The sequence below is a fragment of the Aggregatibacter sp. genome, from assembly GCF_057314075.1.
This window is the reverse complement of record NZ_DBHLAR010000004.1, coordinates 67,736-88,133: the sequence shown is the minus strand read 5'-3', so window position 1 is coordinate 88,133 and position 20,398 is coordinate 67,736. Positions and strand designations below refer to the sequence as shown.

Sequence of the window (20,398 nt, the reverse complement as noted above, 5' to 3'; positions counted from 1 at the left end):
TAGCAAAAAACGAAAACGTTTGCGCAAAAATTTACGCGCTAAAAAACGCCCTTTTGCATAAAAGAAGCAAGGGGGCGTCACTATACCATTGTTATGTTTGGGAATATAGAAAAAATCGGGGAATTAAAGAGCTTGCCAAAAATCCCGTGGTAATTTTTTCTGAGCCATTTTCAGTAAATTGGCTAAATCCAAATAAGTAGGCTTATCGGAAAAATTCGGTATGACTTCTTGCTTTTCTTTTAATTTTTCCAAAACGTGGTGAAAACCGACCGCACTTTGAGGGGACAATGGCGTTTGTGCGCGTTTACCCAGCCAATAGAATCCTTGTAGCGGCAAACATAACGCAAATAATGCACTCAATACGGCAACAGCAAGCGCCATATTGTCGCCTCGGGCATATATTTGCTGCCACACCACAAATAATACCGCAAGAAACGGCATCATTTTCTGGGCAAATAAAGTGGCTTTAATAACACGATTTTCGGGGAAGATAGCGCCTAATTTAGGCTCTAAAGGCCAAATATTTAAATAGTGTTGTCCCACTTTTAATGTGCGATAAAAACCCATGTCATGCTTATCCTTTGTGTCAACTCAACGTCAGGTTGCTCAACATACCATAAACCGACGGATTTTTTAATTTTCCATATTCATACCTCTTCTTTGGTAATCTTTTTTCAGGAAAAATGAATCACTTACGAAATGTAAAAAAATTGCTAAATTTTTTGATTCAAGTCGCATTTTTTGATGTTAAGAATTTATTTTAAAAGGTGAAGGGTGTATTCTATGGCGGTTTAATTTTCTATTATTCGTTCACTATTTGAACGGATTTTGTTTAACTCAAACCCGTATAGGTCGCTTATGTCTGAAAAATTAGTCCTAATCCTCAACTGTGGTAGTTCTTCACTAAAATTTTCCATTTTGAATCCTGCCACCGGCGAAGAAAAATTGTCCGGCTTAGCCGAAGCGTTTTACTTACCTGAAGCCCGTATCAAATGGAAATTGCACGGCGAAAAAGGACAGGCTGATTTAGGTGCCGGTGCCGCTCACGCCGAAGCGTTAAATTTTGTTGTTAATAACATTTTCTCGCTTGATCCTGAATTACAAAAAGGCGTTGTTGCTATCGGTCACCGTATCGTACACGGCGGTGAAAAATTCACCTCTTCCGTTATCGTTACTGATGAAGTGGTTAAAGGCATCGAAGATGCAATTCAATTTGCCCCATTACACAATCCGGCACACTTAATCGGTATCAAAGAAGCATTCAAACTCTTCCCGCATTTGAAAGAGAAAAACGTGGTGGTATTTGACACTGCATTCCATCAAACCATGCCGGAAGAAGCGTACTTATACGCATTACCTTATTCTTTATATCGCGAACACGGTGTTCGTCGTTACGGTGCACACGGTACAAGCCACTATTATGTCAGCCGTGAAGCAGCAAAACGTTTAGGCGTGGCAGAAGACAAAGTCAACGTGATCACGTGCCACTTAGGTAACGGTGGTTCTGTTTCCGCGATTCGTCATGGCGAATGTATCGATACTTCTATGGGTTTAACCCCGCTAGAAGGTTTAGTCATGGGTACCCGTTGTGGTGACATCGACCCGGCTATCGTTTTCTACATGCATGACACCCTCGGCATGTCCGTTGAAGAAATCAACACCACCTTAACGAAAAAATCCGGTTTGCTTGGTTTAACCGAAGTCACTAGCGACTGCCGTTATGCCGAAGATAACTACGAAAAAGAAATTCCGGCAAAACGCGCCTTAGACGTTTATTGCTACCGTTTAGCGAAATACATCGGCTCTTACATGGCCGTTATTGGTGAGCGTTTGGATGCCATCGTCTTTACCGGCGGTATCGGTGAAAACTCTGCCCACGTACGCGAACTCACCTTAGCGCACTTAAAATTATTTGGTTATAAATTGGATAATGAGAAAAACTTGGCTGCCCGTTTTGGTAATGAAGGCGTGATTACCGCTGACAACACCCCAATTGCCATGGTGATTCCAACCAATGAAGAATTAGTGATCGCACAAGACACCGCACGTCTTTGTATCTAAAACGTAATCAATAAACTGCCGATGTATTCGGCAGTTTCTTTTTCATCCTCTATTTCAATCGAAGGTAAATTATGTCTCGTACAATTATTTTAATTCCGATTAGTACCGGCGTGGGTTTAACCAGCGTAAGCCTTGGTGTAATCAATGCACTTGAACAAAAAGGTGCCAAAGTCGGTTTCATGAAACCCATTTCCCAACCCAATACCGGTGAAGATATTATCGACCGCACAACGGCTATCGTACGCACTAATACAGGCCTAGAAACCACTGAACCATTTATGCTAAGCGTGGCAGAATCACTGATCGGTCAGAATCAATCTGATGTTTTATTAGAAAAAATCGTTGAAAATCATCAACGTCTGGCTAAAAACAATGAAATTGTCATTGTGGAAGGCTTGATTCCAACCCGTAAACATCCTTTTGCCAACAGCATTAACTATGAAATCGCCCAAGCACTTGATGCAGAAATCGTATTAGTTGCAGCACCGGCCACAGAAACCCCGGCACAATTAAAAGAACGTGTTGAAGCCGCAGCTTCTCTATTTGGCGGTCAAAACAATAAAAATCTTCTTGGCGTGATCGTGAACAAATTCAATGCGCCAGTAGATGAATCCGGCAGAACCCGCCCAGATTTAAGCGAAATTTTCGATTCTTTCCAACACAGCCACAACAGCGAATCCGAGTTGGTAAAATTATTTGCACAAAGCCAGCTCAACTTATTGGCTTGTATTCCATGGTCTGCCGATCTTATCGCAACCCGTGCCATTGATTTAATTAAACATTTAGGTGCATCCATTCTTAATGAAGGCGATGTCAACCGTCGTATTCGCGGTATCACTTTCTGCGCAAGAAGTTTGCCAAATATGGTGGAACACTTCCGTGCCGGAAGCTTACTCGTGGTTTCTGCTGACCGCCCTGATGTAATCGTGGCAGCGGCCCTTGCGGTGTCTAACGGTATTGAAATCGGTGGTTTATTATTAACCGGCGGTTACAAATTAGATCCGCAAATTAAGAAACTTTGCCAACACGTTTTTGAAAACAAAAAATTACCGGTCTTCCGTATTGAAGGTAATACTTGGCAAACTGCATTAAGCTTACAAAGTTTTAATCTGGAAGTACCGGTTGACGATAAAGAACGCATTGAAAACATCAAACGCTACATCAGCGAAAAATTAGATACCACTTTCATTAATGGATTAGCAGAAGCTTCAAGTCGTTCACGTCGTTTATCTCCACCGGCATTCCGCTTCCAATTAACAGAATTAGCCCGTGCAGCGAATAAACGTATCGTATTACCGGAAGGGGATGAACCACGTACCATCAAAGCAGCCATCTTATGTGCTGAACGCGGTATCGCAGAATGTATCTTGTTAGCAAATCCAGAAGAGGTAAAACGCGTTGCCGAATCGCAAGGCGTAAAATTAGTCAAAGGCATCACTGTTGTTGACCCGGCAAGCGTACGTGAAAACTATGTTGCACGTTTAGTGGAATTACGTAAAGCCAAAGGCATGACAGAAACCATGGCACGTGAACAATTGGAAGACAATGTTGTACTTGGTACCATGATGTTAGAAGCCAACGAAGTGGACGGCTTGGTATCCGGCGCAGTTCACACCACAGCCAACACCATTCGCCCACCGATGCAAATTATCAAAACTGCACCGGGTAGCTCCATTATCTCTTCCATCTTCTTCATGTTATTACCGGATCAAGTATTGGTTTACGGTGACTGCGCGGTGAATCCGGATCCGACCGCAGAGCAACTAGCCGAAATTGCCATTCAATCTGCCGAATCGGCGAAATCCTTCGGTATTGAGCCGAAAGTGGCGATGATCTCCTACTCTACCGGCTCTTCCGGTAGCGGTGCAGACGTTGAAAAAGTGAAAGAAGCGACGCGTATTGCGAAAGAAAAACGTCCTGACTTACTCATCGATGGTCCATTACAATACGATGCGGCAGTGATGGAAGATGTGGCTCGCTCTAAAGCGCCAAATTCTCCGGTTGCCGGTCAAGCCACCGTATTCATCTTCCCAGATTTGAATACCGGTAACACCACCTATAAAGCGGTTCAACGTTCCGCCGACCTTGTTTCTATCGGCCCGATGCTCCAAGGTATGCGCAAACCGGTGAACGACTTGTCCCGTGGTGCGTTGGTTGATGACATCGTGTACACCATTGCATTAACAGCAATTCAAGCAACACAATAAAACGCTTGAAAAACACACCGCACTTTGGTGCAAAAGAAAAGGCTTTCGTGATGAAAGCCTTTTTATTTACCGAAACGATTGAATGAACAAATTCGTTCTTTTGGCCAAATCGTCTTTTATTCAACGGGAAAAGTGCGGTCAGTTTTTGAGGTGAATTTCATTTTTGTGCTTCACAATCATCATTTGGTGATCGGCAAATTTCTGCACAAGCGTTTGGATTGATTGCCCATTTGGCAACGAAAGATGTGGCGCGATTTCTGCCAACGGAATAATCACAAATTCACGCTGGTGCATATCATAATGTGGCACTGTAAGGCGTTCCGACTGAATAATGTGATCAGCGTAAAGCAACATATCCAAATCCAATGTACGTTCTCCCCAACGACGCAGACGCACACGACCTTGCTCATGTTCAATGCGCTGTAATTCATCTAACAATGCAAGAGGTGCAAGCGAAGTTTCCAAACAAGCAACAGCATTGACATAATCAGGCTGATCTTGTGGGCCAAGAGGCTTACTTTTATAAAAAGAACTCACGGCCACCAATCTTGAGCCAGGCAGTTGATTCATCGCCTGTAATGCAGAAATAAGTTGCATCTGAGGATTCGCAAGATTGCTCCCTAAGGCAATATATACCTTATCCATGACTCACCTTTTTCGCTGAATGATGCCGTTTACGACGATGATATTTGCGTTTTCTCGGTTGACTCGGCAGATCTTTCACCAAATCTTGTCGTTGGCTTTCGTTGCTAAATTGATATTCGTGCCACCATGCCGCCAATTCAACGGCTTCACCGCCCTCAATTTCAGCACGCATCACTAATAAATCAAAGCCCGCACGGAATTTTGATTGCTCAATGGCACGTTGTACAGATTTTGGTGTGCGTTTTAAGAACTGCAACTGTAGCGACCAAATATCACGAATCACCGTGGTGTGACGACGAGGCACAGCTAAGGCATTACATAACACATCCAACAAATCGTTAGAGGCCAATGCATAGGCATCATTGTTATTTAAGCCACCTTCATTTTTCAGAATTTCGACTCTTTCACGCAACGGATACCAGAAGAATGCGGCAAACAAGAAAGCAGGATTAATCGGTAATTTATCTGCCACGCGTTCATCAGTGGATGTCAACGCACGCAAAATCATTTTTTCTGCCATGCTGTCTTCACGCTCAGTGAAATACGTTGGCAACAACGGGAACAGTTGTTCAAATAAGCCATATTGACGCAATAAATGATATGTTTTTACACCATGCCCGCTTTGCAATAACTTCAAGCTTTCTTCAAATAAACGTGCCGGTGGAATATTTTTGAGTAAATGCGCAAGAGATTTAATTGGCGCTTCACTTGGTTTATCCAAAAACATATCTAATTTCGCCATAAAGCGAATAGAGCGCAGCATGCGTACCGGATCTTCCTGATAACGGGTCACCGGATCACCAATTAAACGCAACTTTCCATTTTTTAAATCTTCAATACCGTTAAAGAAATCTTTTAGCGTGTTGTCTTGTGGATTGTAATAGAGGGCGTTTACGCTGAAATCACGGCGTTCCGCATCTTGTTCCAAGGTGCCATACACGTTATCACGCAACAGCATACCCTCTTCGCTTTGCTTGGCAAGCTTTTCATTATGATGTTCCGCATGGCCGGCGCGAAACGTCGCCACTTCAATAATTTCACGACCAAACATCACATGTGCCAAACGAAAACGACGTCCAACCAAACGACATTGACGTTGAAAAACCGCTTGGATTTGTTCCGGACGGGCATTGGTCGCCACATCAAAATCCTTCGGTTTTTTACCCAGCAATAAGTCGCGCAAACAGCCGCCGACCACATAGGCTTCATAACCTTGGCGTTGTAGCTTTTCAACCACCGCCAATGCATTACGATTAAACATACGCGGCGTAATGCCATGCATAGATGACTTAATGCTATGTTTGAAATCTTTTTTAGGTGTGTTTCTTTTATTGTGGGATGAACCCTGAGCCTTGTTTTTTAAAGGTTCAGTCACTGTAATAGAGGGTCTTTTAGGTGAGGTTTTAACGTCATTTTGAGCTACCGAATGTTTTTTGAGTTTTTTGCTCAAAAGATTTTTAATATAGGTAAAGATAAGGCATCTCCGTTTATCAGAAAAATAATGTGAAAGTGCGGTCGAAAAATAAGGTGTTTTTTGACCGCACTTTTATCTGTTTCGAGTCGAATTAACCGACCATTTGTTTTTCGCGAATTTCCGCTAATGTTTTACAGTCAATACACAAATCTGCTGTCGGACGCGCTTCTAAACGTTTAATCCCGATTTCTACACCACAAGAATCGCAATAGCCAAAATCGTCCGTATCTAATTTTTTCAATGTACTTTCGATTTTCTTCATCAATTTGCGTTCACGATCGCGAGTACGTAATTCCAAGCTAAACTCTTCTTCTTGCGTCGCGCGGTCAGCTGGATCCGGGAAGTTAGCCGCTTCATCTTGCATATGAGCAACGGTCCGAGAGGCTTCATCTCTAATTTGATCATGCCAGGCTTGAAGAATTTTTTTGAAATGTAACACCTGATGCTCATTCATGTATTCTTCACCTTTCTTTTCTTTGTAAGGCTCAACGCCGGCTAAAGCCAATAAACTTAAAGACGCTTTACTCATGTGTATCTCCTAATAAAAAATTCATCCATTTCATAGTGTTAAGCCCACAATCAGTGTTGCCTAATATGATTACTACGCTAAAGTAAAACCGATAAAAAAATGGAGCCAAATTTTGAAGGCGTATAAATAGCAGAACTCACCCTATTTATCAAATGATATTTACATATCCATTCAGTTTTCTAGGGATTTTTTTCTAATTTTGTGATTCAGATTCCAATATTTTTAAAAGCCTATTTTTCCTCTATTTCAATTCTTTCATAGTGCTCCCATGGAACAAAAATACGGTAGAAAATGTGGGCATTTCATTAGATAAATTTGCTGGAAGTTTAATTTTAAGTGGCATCACCTTGCTGTTTTTACCCGATAGGTTTTTAGTTTCTTGGCAAACGGCACTTTATTTATCCCTTCTTTTATGTCCGCTCATTTTGCTTGCCGGACGTTTATCCTGTCATAAAACGAAATACTCGCTTCTTTGGTTACTTTTTTTCACGCTCAATCTGGCTTATGTGCATCAGTCAGCAATACAATTGCTAAACCAAGCGGATAACATTGCCCGTTTGCCAAAAACAATTCATATTGAATTTACCGTTGACGAGATCCTACACCAACAACAATATCAAACCTTGGTCATCCGTGCGAAACTGGCGGATAACTTGCCGGAACAACGCCTTTACGCTAATTGGAAACTCAAGCAAAACGTAAATATTGGTGAACGTTATGTTGGAGATTTACGCCTTCGTCCAATTTCCTCCCGACTCAATAAAGACGGCTTTGATCGCCAACAATGGTACTTTAGTAAACGCATTACTGCGTGGGCAGACGTGAAAAGTGCGGTCAAAATAGAACACGTTTTTTCATGGCGGCAAAACGCACTTCATCATGCACTCAAGCAAACAGAACCGTTATCTCAACAAGGGTTGTTATTAGCTCTAGGGTTTGGCGAACGGGCATGGCTCGAAAACGCCACCTGGCAAATTTATCAAAAAACCAATACGGCGCACTTGATTGCGATTTCAGGATTACATATCGGTCTGGCGATGATGTTAGGCTTTGCCTTGGCGCGCTTACTCCAATTTACGTTTCCACCCCATTACATCACCCCAACCTTTCCGATTTTCTGTGGCATGATTTTAGCTCTGCTTTATAGTCAACTGGCAGGACTGGCCATCCCTACGTTGCGTGCCATGATCGCTCTCGCTTTACTCTACGCCATTCAGCATTTACGGCTGCATTGGACGGTGTGGCAACTGTTATTGCGAGTGGTCGCCCTACTGATTTTTATCGATCCGCTCATGTTGCTTTCCACCAGTTTTTGGCTATCCGTCGGTGCAGTCACCTGTTTAATTATTTGGTATCAATGTTTTCCGCTTTCCTTATTATACTGGCGCGGCAAACCACTCACGAGTTCCCCTTGGCGAAAGGTGCGGTACGTTTTCGGTTTATTTCATTTGCAACTTGGTTTGCTTTGGTTATTCACGCCGATTCAATTGTTCTTTTTTAATGGCATTTCCTTACACAGTTTTATTGCCAATCTTATTGCCGTGCCACTTTATAGCTTCATATTAGTGCCGTTAGTGCTGTTTGCTGTGCTCACCCAAGGCAGCTGGAACACATGGTGGCTTGCCAATGATCTGGCAGAAAAAATCACCGCACTTTTAGCCCCTTTGCAGGATCATTGGCTGGCTATTTCTCTTCCGTACAGTTTATGGATTACACTTGTTTTAACCTGCCTGTTTTTAGGCTTGCTGTATTATGTTTATAAACCACCAAAACCGCTCTCTTCTCCATTAGAATTAGCCAAATACGCTCGTTTAAAAGGCTTTCACCTCGCTGCTGAGCGCACCTTGAGTTTACCGTTACAAAAGGCAATTTATGGATTAGGTTGCGGATTAATTATTTTTTGCAGCGTTGCGTTAGCGCACCATTCCTTTTTCCGTCCAAACTGGCAATTAGACACCTTAGATGTGGGACAAGGGCTAGCAACATTGATCGTTAAAGAGGGCAAAGGCGTGCTATACGACACTGGCGCAAGTTGGGAAGGTGGCAGCATGGCGCAGTTAGAAATTCTGCCTTATTTACAGCGACAAGGCATTCAGTTGGAATGGCTGATTTTAAGCCATGATGACAACGATCATTCAGGCGGTGCCCGTGCGATATTATCCGCTTATCCCGACATTCAACTGACCACCGCGTCGCAAAAACGTTATGGCGAAAAAAACACGGCGGAAAACGACCGCACTTTTTGCCTTGCCGGCAAACAATGGACATGGCAGGGCTTACGCTTTACCGTACTTTCTCCCAACAACATCGTGCCCCGTGCGGAAAATCCCGATTCCTGTACGCTGCTCTTAACGGATGGTAAATACAATATTTTACTGACAGGCGATGCCGATCTCAGCGTGGAATACAAGATTCTACCCAAGCTAGATAAAATCCACGTACTACAAGTGGGACACCATGGCAGCAAAACCTCGACAGGAGAGGCATTAGTGCGCCACACACAGCCGGATATAGCGTTAATCTCCAGCGGGCGTTGGAATCCCTGGCACTTTCCAAACAACGAGGTTATGGCAAGGCTAAAGCAGCAAGGCACACAACGTTACAATACGGCAGAAACAGGTCAAATCAGTTTGTTATTTGATGAAAATAAAATAGAAATTCAAACTGCTCGGGCGGAATTTTCGCCATGGTATCGCAGATTAATTGGCTTGAAGGGCAAATAAAGGTACAATGCGCCATTATTTTTGACCCAAAGACAGAAATTATTATGCAAGATCAAGATCTTTCTACTGTGCAAACCTTCAAGCGTCTGTGGCCAATGATTAGTCCGTATAAAGCCGGTTTGATTGTTTCCGCTGTTGCCTTAATTCTCAACGCCCTAACCGACTCCGGCTTAATTTTCCTACTCAAACCCTTATTGGATGAGGGCTTTGGTAAAGCAGACGCATCGTTTTTAAAATATATGTCTGTCTTTGTTGTGTTAATCATTATCTTACGCGGTGTGTCCAGCTTTATTTCTAACTATTGCTTGGCTTGGGTTTCCGGCAAAGTCGTCATGACCATGCGTCGCCGTTTATTCAAACATTTAATGTTTATGCCGGTCAGTTTTTTTGATAAAAACGCTGCCGGAAAACTCCTTTCTCGTATCACTTATGACTCCGAAATGATCGCCAGCGCCTCTTCCGGATCATTAATTACCATCGTGCGTGAGGGGGCCTATTTAATTTCTCTCCTTTGCGTGATGTTTTACACCAGCTGGCAGCTTTCTTTAGTCCTCTTTGTTATCGGGCCTCTCATCGGCATCTTGATCAGCCTGGTATCTAAAAAATTCCGCAATTTAAGCCGTAACATGCAAAACTCTATGGGGGATTTAACCTCAACGGCAGAACAAATGTTAAAAGGACATAAAGTGGTACTGTCTTTCGGTGGCCAAATTATTGAAGAAGAACGTTTCAATCACGTCAGCAATGATATGCGCCGTAAAGGCATGAAAATGACTGCAGCAGATGCCATTGCCGATCCTGTGGTGCAAATCATCGCCTCGTTTGCCCTTGCCGCCGTGTTATACCTTGCGAGTTTCCCTTCTATCATGGATCAAAACTTAAGTGCGGGGACATTTACCGTTGTTTTCTCTTCCATGCTTGCCTTAATGCGTCCGTTAAAATCCTTAACGAACGTCAACGCCCAATTCCAACGCGGCATGGCAGCCTGTCAAACCTTGTTCGGCATTTTGGATATGGAAACGGAAAAAGATACCGGCACGTATAAAGCAGACCATGTGAAAGGCGACCTTGAATTTAAAAATGTTACCTTCCGCTATGAGGGCAAAGACGAACTTGCCTTGGATAATATTTCCTTCCAGATTCCTCATGGTAAAACGGTGGCATTAGTGGGGCGTTCCGGTTCCGGTAAATCTACCATCGCTAATTTGGTAACCCGTTTCTATGATGTCACCCAAGGTGAAATTTTGTTAGACGGCGTGAATATTCAAGATTATCGCCTATCGGATTTACGCGAAAATTGCGCCGTTGTCTCACAACAAGTGCACTTATTCAACGATACCATCGCCAATAACATCGCTTATGCAGCGAAAGATAAATATAGTCGTGAAGAAATTATCAACGCAGCAAAAGCGGCACACGCAATGGAATTTATCGAACATTTAGAACATGGTTTGGATACCGTTATCGGCGAAAATGGCGCCAGTTTATCCGGCGGTCAACGCCAACGTTTAGCTATTGCTCGTGCGTTATTGCGTAATTCACCGGTGTTAATTTTAGATGAAGCGACTTCCGCGTTAGATACGGAATCCGAGCGTGCGATTCAAGCCGCATTGGAAGAAATTCAAAAAGATCGTACCGTTTTGGTGATCGCGCATCGTTTATCCACCATTGAAAAAGCGGACGAAATTCTTGTCATTGAAAACGGACAAATTAAAGAACGTGGCAACCACCAAGCCCTATTGGCACAAGGCGGTGCATATAAACAATTACACGGCATGCAGTTTAAATAATTCACCTAAGGAGAAAGTATGCAGTTTTGGTATTCCCGTTCGTGGATCACATGGCTACTCTGCCCTTTCTCCTTACTATTTTGGCTAATTAGCACTTTTCGCCGTGCTTTATTTCGTTTTCATGTCTTAACATCTTATCGAGCACCGGTTCCCGTCGTTGTCGTCGGTAATTTATCTGTGGGCGGAAACGGTAAAACACCTGCGGTGATTTGGTTAGTCGAAGAACTCCGCAAGTGCGGTCTGAATGTTGGAGTGATTTCCCGAGGTTATGGTAGCCAAACGAAAACCTATCCTTTGTTGGTTACGCCAAGCAGTGATCCTGTGCAAGCCGGTGATGAACCGGTTTTAATTGCCACACGGACCCAAGTTCCCGTTTGCATTTCACCCAATCGCCAACAAGCCATCGAATGTTTATTACAACATACGCCTTGTGATGTCATCATTAGCGATGACGGCTTACAACATTACAAATTACAACGTGATATTGAAATCGTGATCATGGATGCACAACGTGGTTTAGGCAACGGTTTCCTATTGCCGGCAGGCCCACTACGTGAGTTATCAAGCCGTTTACACGCCGTTGATTTCATTATTACTAACGGCGCAGAGAATCAGTACAGCGACGCGGTGATGTACTTAAAACCACAATACGCCGTCAATTTAGTGACCAATGTGCGACGTCCGTTAAATGAATTTAACCAAGCTACCGCTATCGCCGGCATCGGCAATCCGCCTCGCTTTTTTACGATGTTAGAACAACAGGGAATCACCTTAAGTGAAACCCAAGCCTTTCAAGATCACCAAGCTTTTACGGTGTCTTTGTTTGATAAATTCAATAAAAATCAACCGCTCTTCATGACCGAAAAAGATGCTGTGAAGTGTCTCGCCTTTGCGCAAGAAAATTGGTGGTATGTGCCGATAACCACGGAAATCCAAGGGGCTAAAACGCAGCAACTAATTGAAAAAATCGTGCAAAAGTGCGGTCCAAAATCCAAATAAAACACCATGAACAAGCAATTATTGGATATTCTGGCTTGCCCAACCTGTCACGGGCATTTGGAATACGATGAACAACATCAACGCTTAATTTGTCGCGTTGAAAATCTTGCCTACCCGATTAAACATGGCATTCCGGTGCTGTTAGCAGAACAGGCAGAAACATTAAGCCAATCAAAGGAAAAGTAACATGACTCAATTCACTGTAATCATTCCCGCCCGTTACGCCTCCAGCCGTTTACCGGGCAAACCCTTAGCGGACATTGCCGGCAAGCCGATGATTCAACATGTTTTTGAACAAGCCAAACAATCCGGTGCGAGCCGAATTATTATTGCCACTGACAATGAACAAGTGGCTACCGCTGCTAAAAATTTTGGTGCAGAAGTGTGCATGACGGCAGAAAGCCACAACTCCGGTACAGAACGCTTGGCTGAAGTGGTGGAAAAACTGGCGATTCCCGACAACGAAATCATCGTGAACATTCAAGGCGATGAACCCCTGATTCCACCGGTGATCGTCAAACAAGTGGCAGAAAATCTCGCGAAATACCCTGTCAACATGGCAAGCCTTGCGGTCAATATCGACGAGCCTGAGGAATTATTTAATCCCAACGTGGTGAAAGTGCTAACAGACAAAGACGGCTATGTGCTTTATTTCTCCCGTGCAGTGATTCCTTGGGATCGCGATCAATTCGCGCAAATGGATGACGTAGCAAAATTGCAACTGAACACACAATACCTGCGCCACATTGGGATTTATGCTTACCGCGCCGGTTTCATTAAACACTATGTGCAATGGCAACCGACTGCACTAGAACACATCGAAAAACTGGAACAGCTACGCGTGCTTTGGAACGGCGAAAAGATTCATGTAGAACTTGCCAAAGAAGTGCCGGCTGTGGGCGTGGATACCGCCGAAGATCTGGAAAAAGTGCGGTCGATTTTAGCGAAGAAATCGCATTAATAAAAACGCTCCCTCTTTAGAAAAGAGGGGCCGGGGGAGATTTGACAGACGGAATTAACGGAGAAAAGAATGTATTTCTCAATGCAATGAAGCAATTTATAATTCTGCCCAATAACCGCTGGCGCGCGTTTCCTAACGCGTGCCGAAAATCGATAAACATAATGACAAGCACATGCTAGGAAGCGTGCGCTATCCAAAGAGATCTTTCCAGTGCCTGATATCACTTTCGACGCCAAAAAATTCCTCGCTAACGTACCGCACTTACCGGGCGTTTATCGTATGTATGACGATAGCAACACAGTGATTTATGTGGGCAAGGCGAAAGATCTGAAAAAACGCTTATCCAGTTATTTTCGTAAGCAGTTAAACAGCAAAAAAACCGAAGCATTGGTGGCGTCAATTCATCATATTGAAACCACAATTACCACCTCGGAAACAGAAGCACTCCTGCTTGAGCACAATTACATTAAAACCTATCAGCCGCGTTATAACGTGTTGCTACGGGATGATAAATCCTATCCGTATATTTTATTAACCAAAGAAACGCATCCTCGTATTACGTCTTATCGCGGCGCGAAAAAAATCCAAGGGGAATATTTCGGCCCTTACCCAAACGCCGGCGCGGTGCGTGAAACCTTGTCTTTGTTGCAAAAACTGTTCCCTATTCGGCAATGTGAAAATTCTGTGTATAACAACCGCTCGCGCCCTTGTTTGCAATATCAAATCGGGCGTTGTCTCGCCCCTTGCGTAAAAGGTTATGTGACAGACGAAGCCTATGCGCAGCAGGTAAATTTTGCCCGCTTGTTCTTACAGGGCAAAGATCAACAAGTGTTGGATCATTTGGTCAAACAAATGGAACAGGCAAGTCAGCAACTGAATTTTGAAGAGGCAGCACGGGTTCGCGACCAAATTCAGGCGGTGCGCGCGGTAATTGAAAAGCAATTTGTCGCCAACGACCGCCATGATGACATTGATATTATCGCCATCGCCTACCAACTTGGCGTAGCTTGCGTGCAGGTGTTGTTTATTCGTCAGGGTAAGATTTTAGGGAATCGTAGTTACTTTCCGAAAGTACCAAGCAATACCAATCTGGCAGAACTCACGGAAACCTTTGTTGGGCAATTTTATTTACAGGCACACCAAGGCAGAACGATTCCGAACACCATTATCGTGGATCAAAAACTGGAAGAAAAAGCGGATTTGGAAACCTTGTTAAGTGACCAAGCGGGACGCAAAGTTATCATTCAAGATCACGCCAAAGGTGATAAAAGCAAATACCTGCAACTCGCACAAATGAATGCTAAAGCCGCATTAGTGACCAAGTTAAAACAATCTACCTTGCAACATGATCGCTATGCTGCCCTGCAAGAATTACTCGGCATCGATGCCATCAAACGCATGGAATGTTTTGATATCAGCCACACCATGGGCGAACAAACCATCGCGTCCTGCGTGGTGTTCAATCAAGACGGTCCGCTAAAATCCGATTACCGTCGTTTCAACATCAGCGGCATCACCAAAGGCGATGACTACGCCGCTATGGAACAGGCACTGTTAAAACGCTACGACAAAGATTTGGAAGAAGACAAAATCCCCGACATTATTTTTATCGATGGTGGAAAAGGACAACTCAACCGTGCGTTACAGGTGTTTGAAAATCTCAAGGTAAAATGGAATAAAAACCGACCGCACTTAATTGGCGTGGCCAAAGGCGTCGATCGTCGAGCCGGCTTAGAAACCCTGATTTTGAGCAAATGGGATAAAGAATTGCATTTGCCCTCAGACAGCCTCGCACTCCATTTAATCCAACATATCCGCGATGAAAGCCACAATCACGCTATCAGCGGACACCGTAAAAAACGCCAACAACATTTCACCCAAAGCGGATTAGAAAGCATCGAAGGCGTAGGCGCCAAACGCCGCCAAGCCCTCCTCAAATACCTCGGCGGCTTACAAGGCGTTAAAAATGCTACCCTCGATGAAATCGCCTCCGTCCCCGGGATTTCAAAAGCGCTGGCAGAAAAGATTTTTGAGACATTGCAGCATTAGATTTAAATAGAAAGTGCGGTCATTTTTTCAAACGTTTTTTTAAACCTAAAAACATCTAAAAAACCGACCGCACTTTTTAAATAATCGGCACCCATGCAAAATGCGTACCGCTATGTTCTACCCGTTTAGCGTGAAATCACTTCTTTGGTAAAAGCCTCCATCTCAGCTTTACGCCATGGCGTTGAGAAGAAAATAGTATCTTTCAAGCCAGATTGACTATCTAGTGGGCGTACCCCAAATTCATCACTTAATTTTTTCTGAATTTCAGGTGACGTAATCCAATGAACAAAAACAAGTGATGCTGCTGGATTTGGCGCATTTTTCGCTACAGTCACCACATTACCGCCCCCTGGCATACCAAATTTGGGTACATAGAATTTTAAGCGGTCAGTAATCGCCCCTTGTTTTTGCAAACTAAACAAGTGATCTTGCCATGCGGAAACAATCACCAACTCACCGTCATTTAAGCGAGTTAGACTGTCTGCATTGGAAGCGGTGCGGATTAACACATCTTTTTTACTGCTAAACCAGTCCCAAGTTTTTTTCCAGTTAGCAATTTGTGCCTCATCAATTTTATCGGTACGATAATCATAGTCACCATTAATATAGACTAAGGCACGTTGAATAAATGCATTACCGGAGCTGCCACCATTTGGATCAGAATAACCAAATTTTTTCGGATTTTTATCAATATAACTTTCCATATCAGCCCAAGATTGTGGCAACTCGTCTTCTTTAATTCGCAGCGGATCATACGCCAAACCCGTTTGATTTCCCCAATAACCTACTGCTACATCACCTAATTCTACCCCTTGCAAATGATGGTTCAGTTTATCGAAATTCGGTAAATTGTTGAGTTTGACAAGAATATCATTTTTCGCCACGTTACCTAATCTGTCCGCATTAAGTACGATAACATCCATTTTGCCCGTGTCTAAATTTTTCTCAGCAATTAATTTGTTAATATTGCCGTCTAGTGTGCCTTCCGGCACTTTCACTTTAATACCGTACTGGCTTTCAAACGCTTTGACAAAATTACGGAATTGAGGTTGTAAATACCATACACTTACGGTGACTTTCCCCTCTTTTTTTGCCAAATCTTCAATTTCACTCCAAGATTTACCGGTTAAATCTGTAGCCGCAGAGGCAAGCGTACTTACAGCTAAAGCTGCTGCGGTGAGACTAATAGAAACAAATTTACGGATATTTTTTTGCATAAGATTCTCCTTGTTAAAATTATGCTTTTCCTGTGGATTGAGAGAGATAATTCCCTTTCAGTAATTTTTCGATAATCATCATTAAAATGATATTCGGCACCAACAAGATAATAGACACCACGGCCGCATTCGGACGAATGAAAGAATAACCGAGGAAGGAATACAAAATCGTTGGTACGGTGATGAAATCCGGTGAACCGATAACGAAAGCAATAGCAAATTCTTCGATACTTTTCACCAAACAGAAAATAATCGATGCCAAAAAACTTGGTTTTAACATCGGCATATATACATCTTTGAATACGGTAAATTTAGATGCCCCCAAGTCACGACTGGCATCAATGAGGTCTTGTGGCACGGAAGAAAAACCGGCAGATAAAATGCGAATAGCGTAAGGTAAGGTAAGTACGACGTGGCCAATAACAATACCAATAAACGGATTATTAATATTTAAATCCAATAACATACGGCTGAAAAACAACGCAATAATCATACCGGGAATAACCAACGGAATCAGTGTTAATAATTCCGCTAATTTTTTACCTCTAAATTCCATACGCCCAAAAGCATAGGCAGTTGGCAGAGAAAGTAAAATCGTGATCAGCGAAACTGTAGGCGCAATGGTATAACTGTTAAACATGGCCTCCGGCAAAGACGTGGTTTCCCATACGATTTTCCAACGTTCAAAAGATAACGATTGTGGGAAAATATCCGGATAGCTCCAAGGCTTTGCCGGATCCACTAATGACCAAAGCCCCGCCATTAAAAATGGCAAAAACAACCAAATAAAATTGGCAAGAATAAAGAAAATTAAAGAAATACGTGCGATTAATCGACCATTTTTCGTTGTAATTTGTGCGGAACGACTCATTTTACTTCTCCACGTTTGACAGCTAATGGTTTAATCAGTAATGACACTAAAATGGTGAAAAAGGCAGAGGTCAGCATAATGGTTAACGCCATGACCGCACTTTGATTCCACTCTTCAAATTCATAGGCGGACATTTGCATTAAACGCGCTAAAGAATAAGTGCTACGCGGACCGGCGATGCTATAAAAGGCAAAATCGCCCAATGCGCCAATAAAGATCAAAATAAAGGAAACTTGCACCGCACCTAAGGTCAGCGGAAAGATCACATAACGAAAACGTTGCCAAGGGCTTGAACCTAAATTTGCAGCAGCATCTAATAAATCGGTTTTCAACGAATTGACCGCGCCCCCAATAAGAATTAAAGCAAAAGGAATGTTTTTCCACATTTGTAAAATCACTACCCCCCAGCCAAATTCGTCATTTTGTAGGGTTTTCGGTTCGTTCCAAATGCCTAAATAAACGAATACTTCATTAAGAATGCCGTGATAAGAAATCATATTGACAAACAAAAAGGCAGCAACCAAACCCGGTACCAACATAGGCGCCCGTAAGATGGTGATGATCGTTACCTTGGCAGGTAATTTTTTACGCAACCACATAGCAATAGGATAAGCCACTATGATGGATAAAATCGCGCCTAATAGGGACACTTTTACGGAATAAATATACGAATTTTGAAATACAGGGCTATTTAATACCGCTTTCCAATATTCCAAACTAAATCGGCTTTCTTCACCACTCATGCTGTATAAGCCGAGGCTCTGCGAAACTACAATGTAGAATGTGGATCCCATTAAAAATAAGATCGTACCTAAGCCACTACACAGCAAGAGCCATGCTTTTAAATCATTTTTGAAGTTTTTCATTTTACAGACTCCAAGAATGTAATCGCATGGCGAGGAATCGTAAAAGTAAGTTTATCGCTCAGACTCGGGCATTTTGTCAGTTGTAAACGTAATTTTTTCTCTTCGCCATTACGTTTAATAACACCTTGCACTTCTGTGATATTGCCCATAAATGCGGTGTTGACAATGTCCACCGTGATTTGGTTTTCCACTTCCGTTTGCGCGTTTGGTAACAATTCAATGTCTTCCGGTCGGAAGCAAATATAAATCCGTTCCGATTCCGGCTTTTTCTCAGAAAACACGGTGAAATCACCAAAAATAGAACTGACCGCATACAGATTCTCACCAATATTTTTTACATTAGCTTCTGTGATATTCGCGATACCGATAAAATCTGCTACAAAGCGATTTTTCGGGTGATGATAAATATCTTGCGGAGAACCGATTTGCTCAATCGCCCCTTTATTTAGCACGATAATTTTATCGGACATGGTTAAGGCTTCAGCCTGATCATGCGTCACATAAATACTGGTTAAATTATATTGCTTGGAAAGTTGTTTAATTTCAAAACGCACACTTTCGCGCAATTTGGCGTCTAAATTCGAAAGCGGCTCATCAAATAAAATTACATCAGGGCGGGTTACCATAGCACGAGCCAATGCAACACGTTGTTGTTGTCCACCGGAAAGCTCGCTTGGTAATTTTAGTTTATGAAACTCTAAATCCATTTGTTTCAAGGCAAGGTTTAAACGCTGTTTTTGTTCTTCAATATCGATGGAACGTTGTTTTAAACCATAGCAAATATTGTGAGAGACGTTAAGGTGAGGGAAAAGGGCATAAGATTGGAAGCACATGGCAGTATTGCGTTTTTCCGGCGGAACATCATTAACATTTTTTCCGCCGATCAGAATTTCACCTTCATCCGGCACATGGAAACCGGCAATGAGTTTCAACAACGAGGTTTTACCACAGCCACTAGGTCCCAATAAGGTGACAAACTCCCCTTCCTCGGCGGTAAAAGTAATATTATTCGCCGCGTAAAAATCACCAAATTTTTTTGTAATATTTTTAATTTCTAACTTTGCCATGTTGACATCCTTCCTGCTTGGCTTATTTAAATTTATTAGTGTATTAATAAACTTGCAGGAATTGGGTGTCAATTAAATAGGCGGGAGAATCTTGGATTCGTGATAAGGATCACATTGCCCATTGAATTTATTAACATTATTAAAACAATAATGATAACTTACAGTTAGAGCATATTACGCGTAATCGGTTTAGTATGGCCCACCACTTAACTTCTCAACACGCATAATTTCTTTCTTTACTTCATCAATTTCTACCTGAATACTAAACGCATTTGCCAAATTCTCGGCAGTTAATACACCTGTTGTTTCACCGTTAGCGATGATTTGTCCTTGATTCAATAAAATCACTTCGTCGCAGAATTTATAGGCTAAAGAAAGATGATGGATTGCGACCACGCAGGTGTGGCTGGGCGTAAGAGATTTCAGTTGTTCCATCATATCGATTTGATAAAACGGATCGAGGGCGGCAATGGGTTCGTCAGCAAGCAATAAAGGAGCATTTTTGATACAACAACGGGCAAGTTGTACACGGGCTTTTTCACCGCCGGAAAGTTGCCGAAAGGATTTTTCTAATAAATGTGAAACGGAAAACGTTTCTGAAATCGACCGTACTTTTTCTTGTTCTTTGGCTCGATTAAGCGGATTCGGTAACCCCAACGCAATAACATCATACACAGATAAATCCCAGTGAATCTCGGTATTTTGTGCAAGGTAAGCTAACTGTTGGCTTTTTTGTTCAGCGGTCATTGTGGTTAATTTGTGATTGTCGAACCAAATTTCACCGCTTTTGATAGGCAAAATACTGGCAATGGTTTTCAGCAACGTCGATTTACCCGCACCGTTAGCGCCCATAATGCCGACCAATTTGCCCTTTGAAATAGTACAGTTAATGTCTTTTAAGCCGTAAGGTTGGGAGAGATTCTCGATTTTAATCATAAA

17 protein-coding genes are annotated in these 20,398 nt (G+C 42.7%); 8 read left to right on the top strand and 9 right to left on the bottom strand.

The window, feature by feature from the left end:
- Positions 1-123: 123 nt before the first annotated feature.
- A complete protein-coding gene (gene yfbV / locus ACO5E4_RS02180; RefSeq protein ID WP_314170856.1) occupies positions 124-567 on the bottom strand; it encodes a terminus macrodomain insulation protein YfbV in 444 nt (147 codons plus the stop codon).
- A gap of 291 nt (positions 568-858) precedes the next feature.
- On the opposite strand from yfbV, the gene ACO5E4_RS02175 reads away from it, so the two are divergent.
- Together ACO5E4_RS02175 and pta are read left to right on the top strand one after the other, a co-directional pair.
- Entirely contained in the window at positions 859-2,061 is a 1,203-nt protein-coding gene (locus ACO5E4_RS02175; protein WP_485861921.1) for an acetate kinase, read from the top strand.
- 71 nt (positions 2,062-2,132) lie between these two features.
- Complete coding sequence (gene pta, locus ACO5E4_RS02170; RefSeq protein ID WP_485861920.1) at positions 2,133-4,268, top strand: phosphate acetyltransferase; 2,136 nt, start codon at positions 2,133-2,135, stop codon at positions 4,266-4,268.
- A 138-nt stretch (positions 4,269-4,406) separates the two neighbouring features.
- Here pta and folK read toward each other — a convergent pair whose 3' ends face one another.
- The 3 genes from folK to dksA all read right to left on the bottom strand — a co-directional run bounded on the left by folK (position 4,407) and on the right by dksA (position 6,916).
- Complete coding sequence (gene folK / locus ACO5E4_RS02165; RefSeq protein ID WP_485861919.1) at positions 4,407-4,913, bottom strand: 2-amino-4-hydroxy-6-hydroxymethyldihydropteridine diphosphokinase; 507 nt, start codon at positions 4,911-4,913, stop codon at positions 4,407-4,409.
- Complete coding sequence (pcnB, locus tag ACO5E4_RS02160) at positions 4,906-6,195, bottom strand: polynucleotide adenylyltransferase PcnB (RefSeq protein ID WP_485861918.1); 1,290 nt, start codon at positions 6,193-6,195, stop codon at positions 4,906-4,908. The genes folK and pcnB overlap by 8 nt, the downstream gene beginning before the upstream one ends.
- Positions 6,196-6,478: 283 nt before the next feature.
- The gene (gene dksA / locus ACO5E4_RS02155) at positions 6,479-6,916 is read right to left on the bottom strand and encodes an RNA polymerase-binding protein DksA (RefSeq protein WP_448757302.1); all 438 of its coding nucleotides are present in this window, start codon (positions 6,914-6,916) and stop codon (positions 6,479-6,481) included.
- 293 nt (positions 6,917-7,209) lie between these two features.
- On the opposite strand from dksA, the gene ACO5E4_RS02150 reads away from it, so the two are divergent.
- From ACO5E4_RS02150 to uvrC, 6 genes are all read left to right on the top strand, one after another.
- Entirely contained in the window at positions 7,210-9,639 is a 2,430-nt protein-coding gene (locus ACO5E4_RS02150) for a DNA internalization-related competence protein ComEC/Rec2 (protein WP_485861917.1), read from the top strand.
- Between the two features lie 44 nt (positions 9,640-9,683).
- The gene (msbA, locus tag ACO5E4_RS02145) at positions 9,684-11,429 is read left to right on the top strand and encodes a lipid A ABC transporter ATP-binding protein/permease MsbA (RefSeq protein ID WP_485861916.1); all 1,746 of its coding nucleotides are present in this window, start codon (positions 9,684-9,686) and stop codon (positions 11,427-11,429) included.
- 18 nt (positions 11,430-11,447) lie between these two features.
- Positions 11,448-12,428 (top strand): tetraacyldisaccharide 4'-kinase, encoded by a 981-nt coding sequence (lpxK, locus tag ACO5E4_RS02140; RefSeq protein WP_485861915.1) that lies wholly within the window; start codon positions 11,448-11,450, stop codon positions 12,426-12,428.
- Between the two features lie 6 nt (positions 12,429-12,434).
- The gene (locus ACO5E4_RS02135) at positions 12,435-12,614 is read left to right on the top strand and encodes a Trm112 family protein (RefSeq protein ID WP_296027256.1); all 180 of its coding nucleotides are present in this window, start codon (positions 12,435-12,437) and stop codon (positions 12,612-12,614) included.
- Between the two features lies 1 nt (position 12,615).
- Complete coding sequence (gene kdsB / locus ACO5E4_RS02130) at positions 12,616-13,389, top strand: 3-deoxy-manno-octulosonate cytidylyltransferase (RefSeq protein WP_485861914.1); 774 nt, start codon at positions 12,616-12,618, stop codon at positions 13,387-13,389.
- A 219-nt stretch (positions 13,390-13,608) separates the two neighbouring features.
- Positions 13,609-15,438 (top strand): excinuclease ABC subunit UvrC, encoded by a 1,830-nt coding sequence (uvrC, locus tag ACO5E4_RS02125; RefSeq protein ID WP_485862071.1) that lies wholly within the window; start codon positions 13,609-13,611, stop codon positions 15,436-15,438.
- Between the two features lie 125 nt (positions 15,439-15,563).
- Here the strand turns inward: uvrC and ACO5E4_RS02120 are convergent, their stop codons facing one another.
- The 5 genes from ACO5E4_RS02120 to ACO5E4_RS02100 all read right to left on the bottom strand — a co-directional run bounded on the left by ACO5E4_RS02120 (position 15,564) and on the right by ACO5E4_RS02100 (position 20,395).
- Positions 15,564-16,655 (bottom strand): extracellular solute-binding protein, encoded by a 1,092-nt coding sequence (locus ACO5E4_RS02120; RefSeq protein ID WP_485861913.1) that lies wholly within the window; start codon positions 16,653-16,655, stop codon positions 15,564-15,566.
- A gap of 19 nt (positions 16,656-16,674) precedes the next feature.
- Positions 16,675-17,526, bottom strand: a complete 852-nt coding sequence (locus ACO5E4_RS02115; RefSeq protein WP_485861912.1) for an ABC transporter permease — start codon at positions 17,524-17,526, stop codon at positions 16,675-16,677.
- Complete coding sequence (locus ACO5E4_RS02110) at positions 17,523-18,392, bottom strand: ABC transporter permease (RefSeq protein ID WP_485861911.1); 870 nt, start codon at positions 18,390-18,392, stop codon at positions 17,523-17,525. Before ACO5E4_RS02110 ends, ACO5E4_RS02115 begins: the two co-directional genes overlap by 4 nt.
- Positions 18,389-19,459: an ABC transporter ATP-binding protein gene (locus ACO5E4_RS02105; RefSeq protein WP_454905052.1), complete on the bottom strand. Its 1,071-nt coding sequence runs from the start codon at positions 19,457-19,459 to the stop codon at positions 18,389-18,391. Before ACO5E4_RS02105 ends, ACO5E4_RS02110 begins: the two co-directional genes overlap by 4 nt.
- Before the next feature lie 189 nt (positions 19,460-19,648).
- Complete coding sequence (locus ACO5E4_RS02100) at positions 19,649-20,395, bottom strand: ABC transporter ATP-binding protein (RefSeq protein WP_485861910.1); 747 nt, start codon at positions 20,393-20,395, stop codon at positions 19,649-19,651.
- Between the last annotated feature and the right edge of the window lie 3 nt (positions 20,396-20,398).

Excerpts from the sequence above, each read along its gene's own strand:
- folK (WP_485861919.1), bottom strand. The coding sequence starts at position 4,913 with ATGGATAAGGTATATATTGCCTTAGGGAGCAATCTTGCGAATCCTCAG.
- ACO5E4_RS02115 (WP_485861912.1), bottom strand. The coding sequence starts at position 17,526 with ATGAGTCGTTCCGCACAAATTACAACGAAAAATGGTCGATTAATCGCA.
- ACO5E4_RS02100 (WP_485861910.1), bottom strand. The coding sequence starts at position 20,395 with ATGATTAAAATCGAGAATCTCTCCCAACCTTACGGCTTAAAAGACATT.
- ACO5E4_RS02110 (WP_485861911.1), bottom strand. The coding sequence starts at position 18,392 with ATGAAAAACTTCAAAAATGATTTAAAAGCATGGCTCTTGCTGTGTAGT.
- pcnB (WP_485861918.1), bottom strand. The coding sequence starts at position 6,195 with ATGCATGGCATTACGCCGCGTATGTTTAATCGTAATGCATTGGCGGTG.
- kdsB (WP_485861914.1), top strand. The coding sequence starts at position 12,616 with ATGACTCAATTCACTGTAATCATTCCCGCCCGTTACGCCTCCAGCCGT.
- pta (WP_485861920.1), top strand. The coding sequence starts at position 2,133 with ATGTCTCGTACAATTATTTTAATTCCGATTAGTACCGGCGTGGGTTTA.
- ACO5E4_RS02135 (WP_296027256.1), top strand. The coding sequence starts at position 12,435 with ATGAACAAGCAATTATTGGATATTCTGGCTTGCCCAACCTGTCACGGG.
- dksA (WP_448757302.1), bottom strand. The coding sequence starts at position 6,916 with ATGAGTAAAGCGTCTTTAAGTTTATTGGCTTTAGCCGGCGTTGAGCCT.
- msbA (WP_485861916.1), top strand. The coding sequence starts at position 9,684 with ATGCAAGATCAAGATCTTTCTACTGTGCAAACCTTCAAGCGTCTGTGG.
- ACO5E4_RS02105 (WP_454905052.1), bottom strand. The coding sequence starts at position 19,459 with ATGGCAAAGTTAGAAATTAAAAATATTACAAAAAAATTTGGTGATTTT.
- ACO5E4_RS02120 (WP_485861913.1), bottom strand. The coding sequence starts at position 16,655 with ATGCAAAAAAATATCCGTAAATTTGTTTCTATTAGTCTCACCGCAGCA.
- ACO5E4_RS02175 (WP_485861921.1), top strand. The coding sequence starts at position 859 with ATGTCTGAAAAATTAGTCCTAATCCTCAACTGTGGTAGTTCTTCACTA.
- lpxK (WP_485861915.1), top strand. The coding sequence starts at position 11,448 with ATGCAGTTTTGGTATTCCCGTTCGTGGATCACATGGCTACTCTGCCCT.
- yfbV (WP_314170856.1), bottom strand. The coding sequence starts at position 567 with ATGGGTTTTTATCGCACATTAAAAGTGGGACAACACTATTTAAATATT.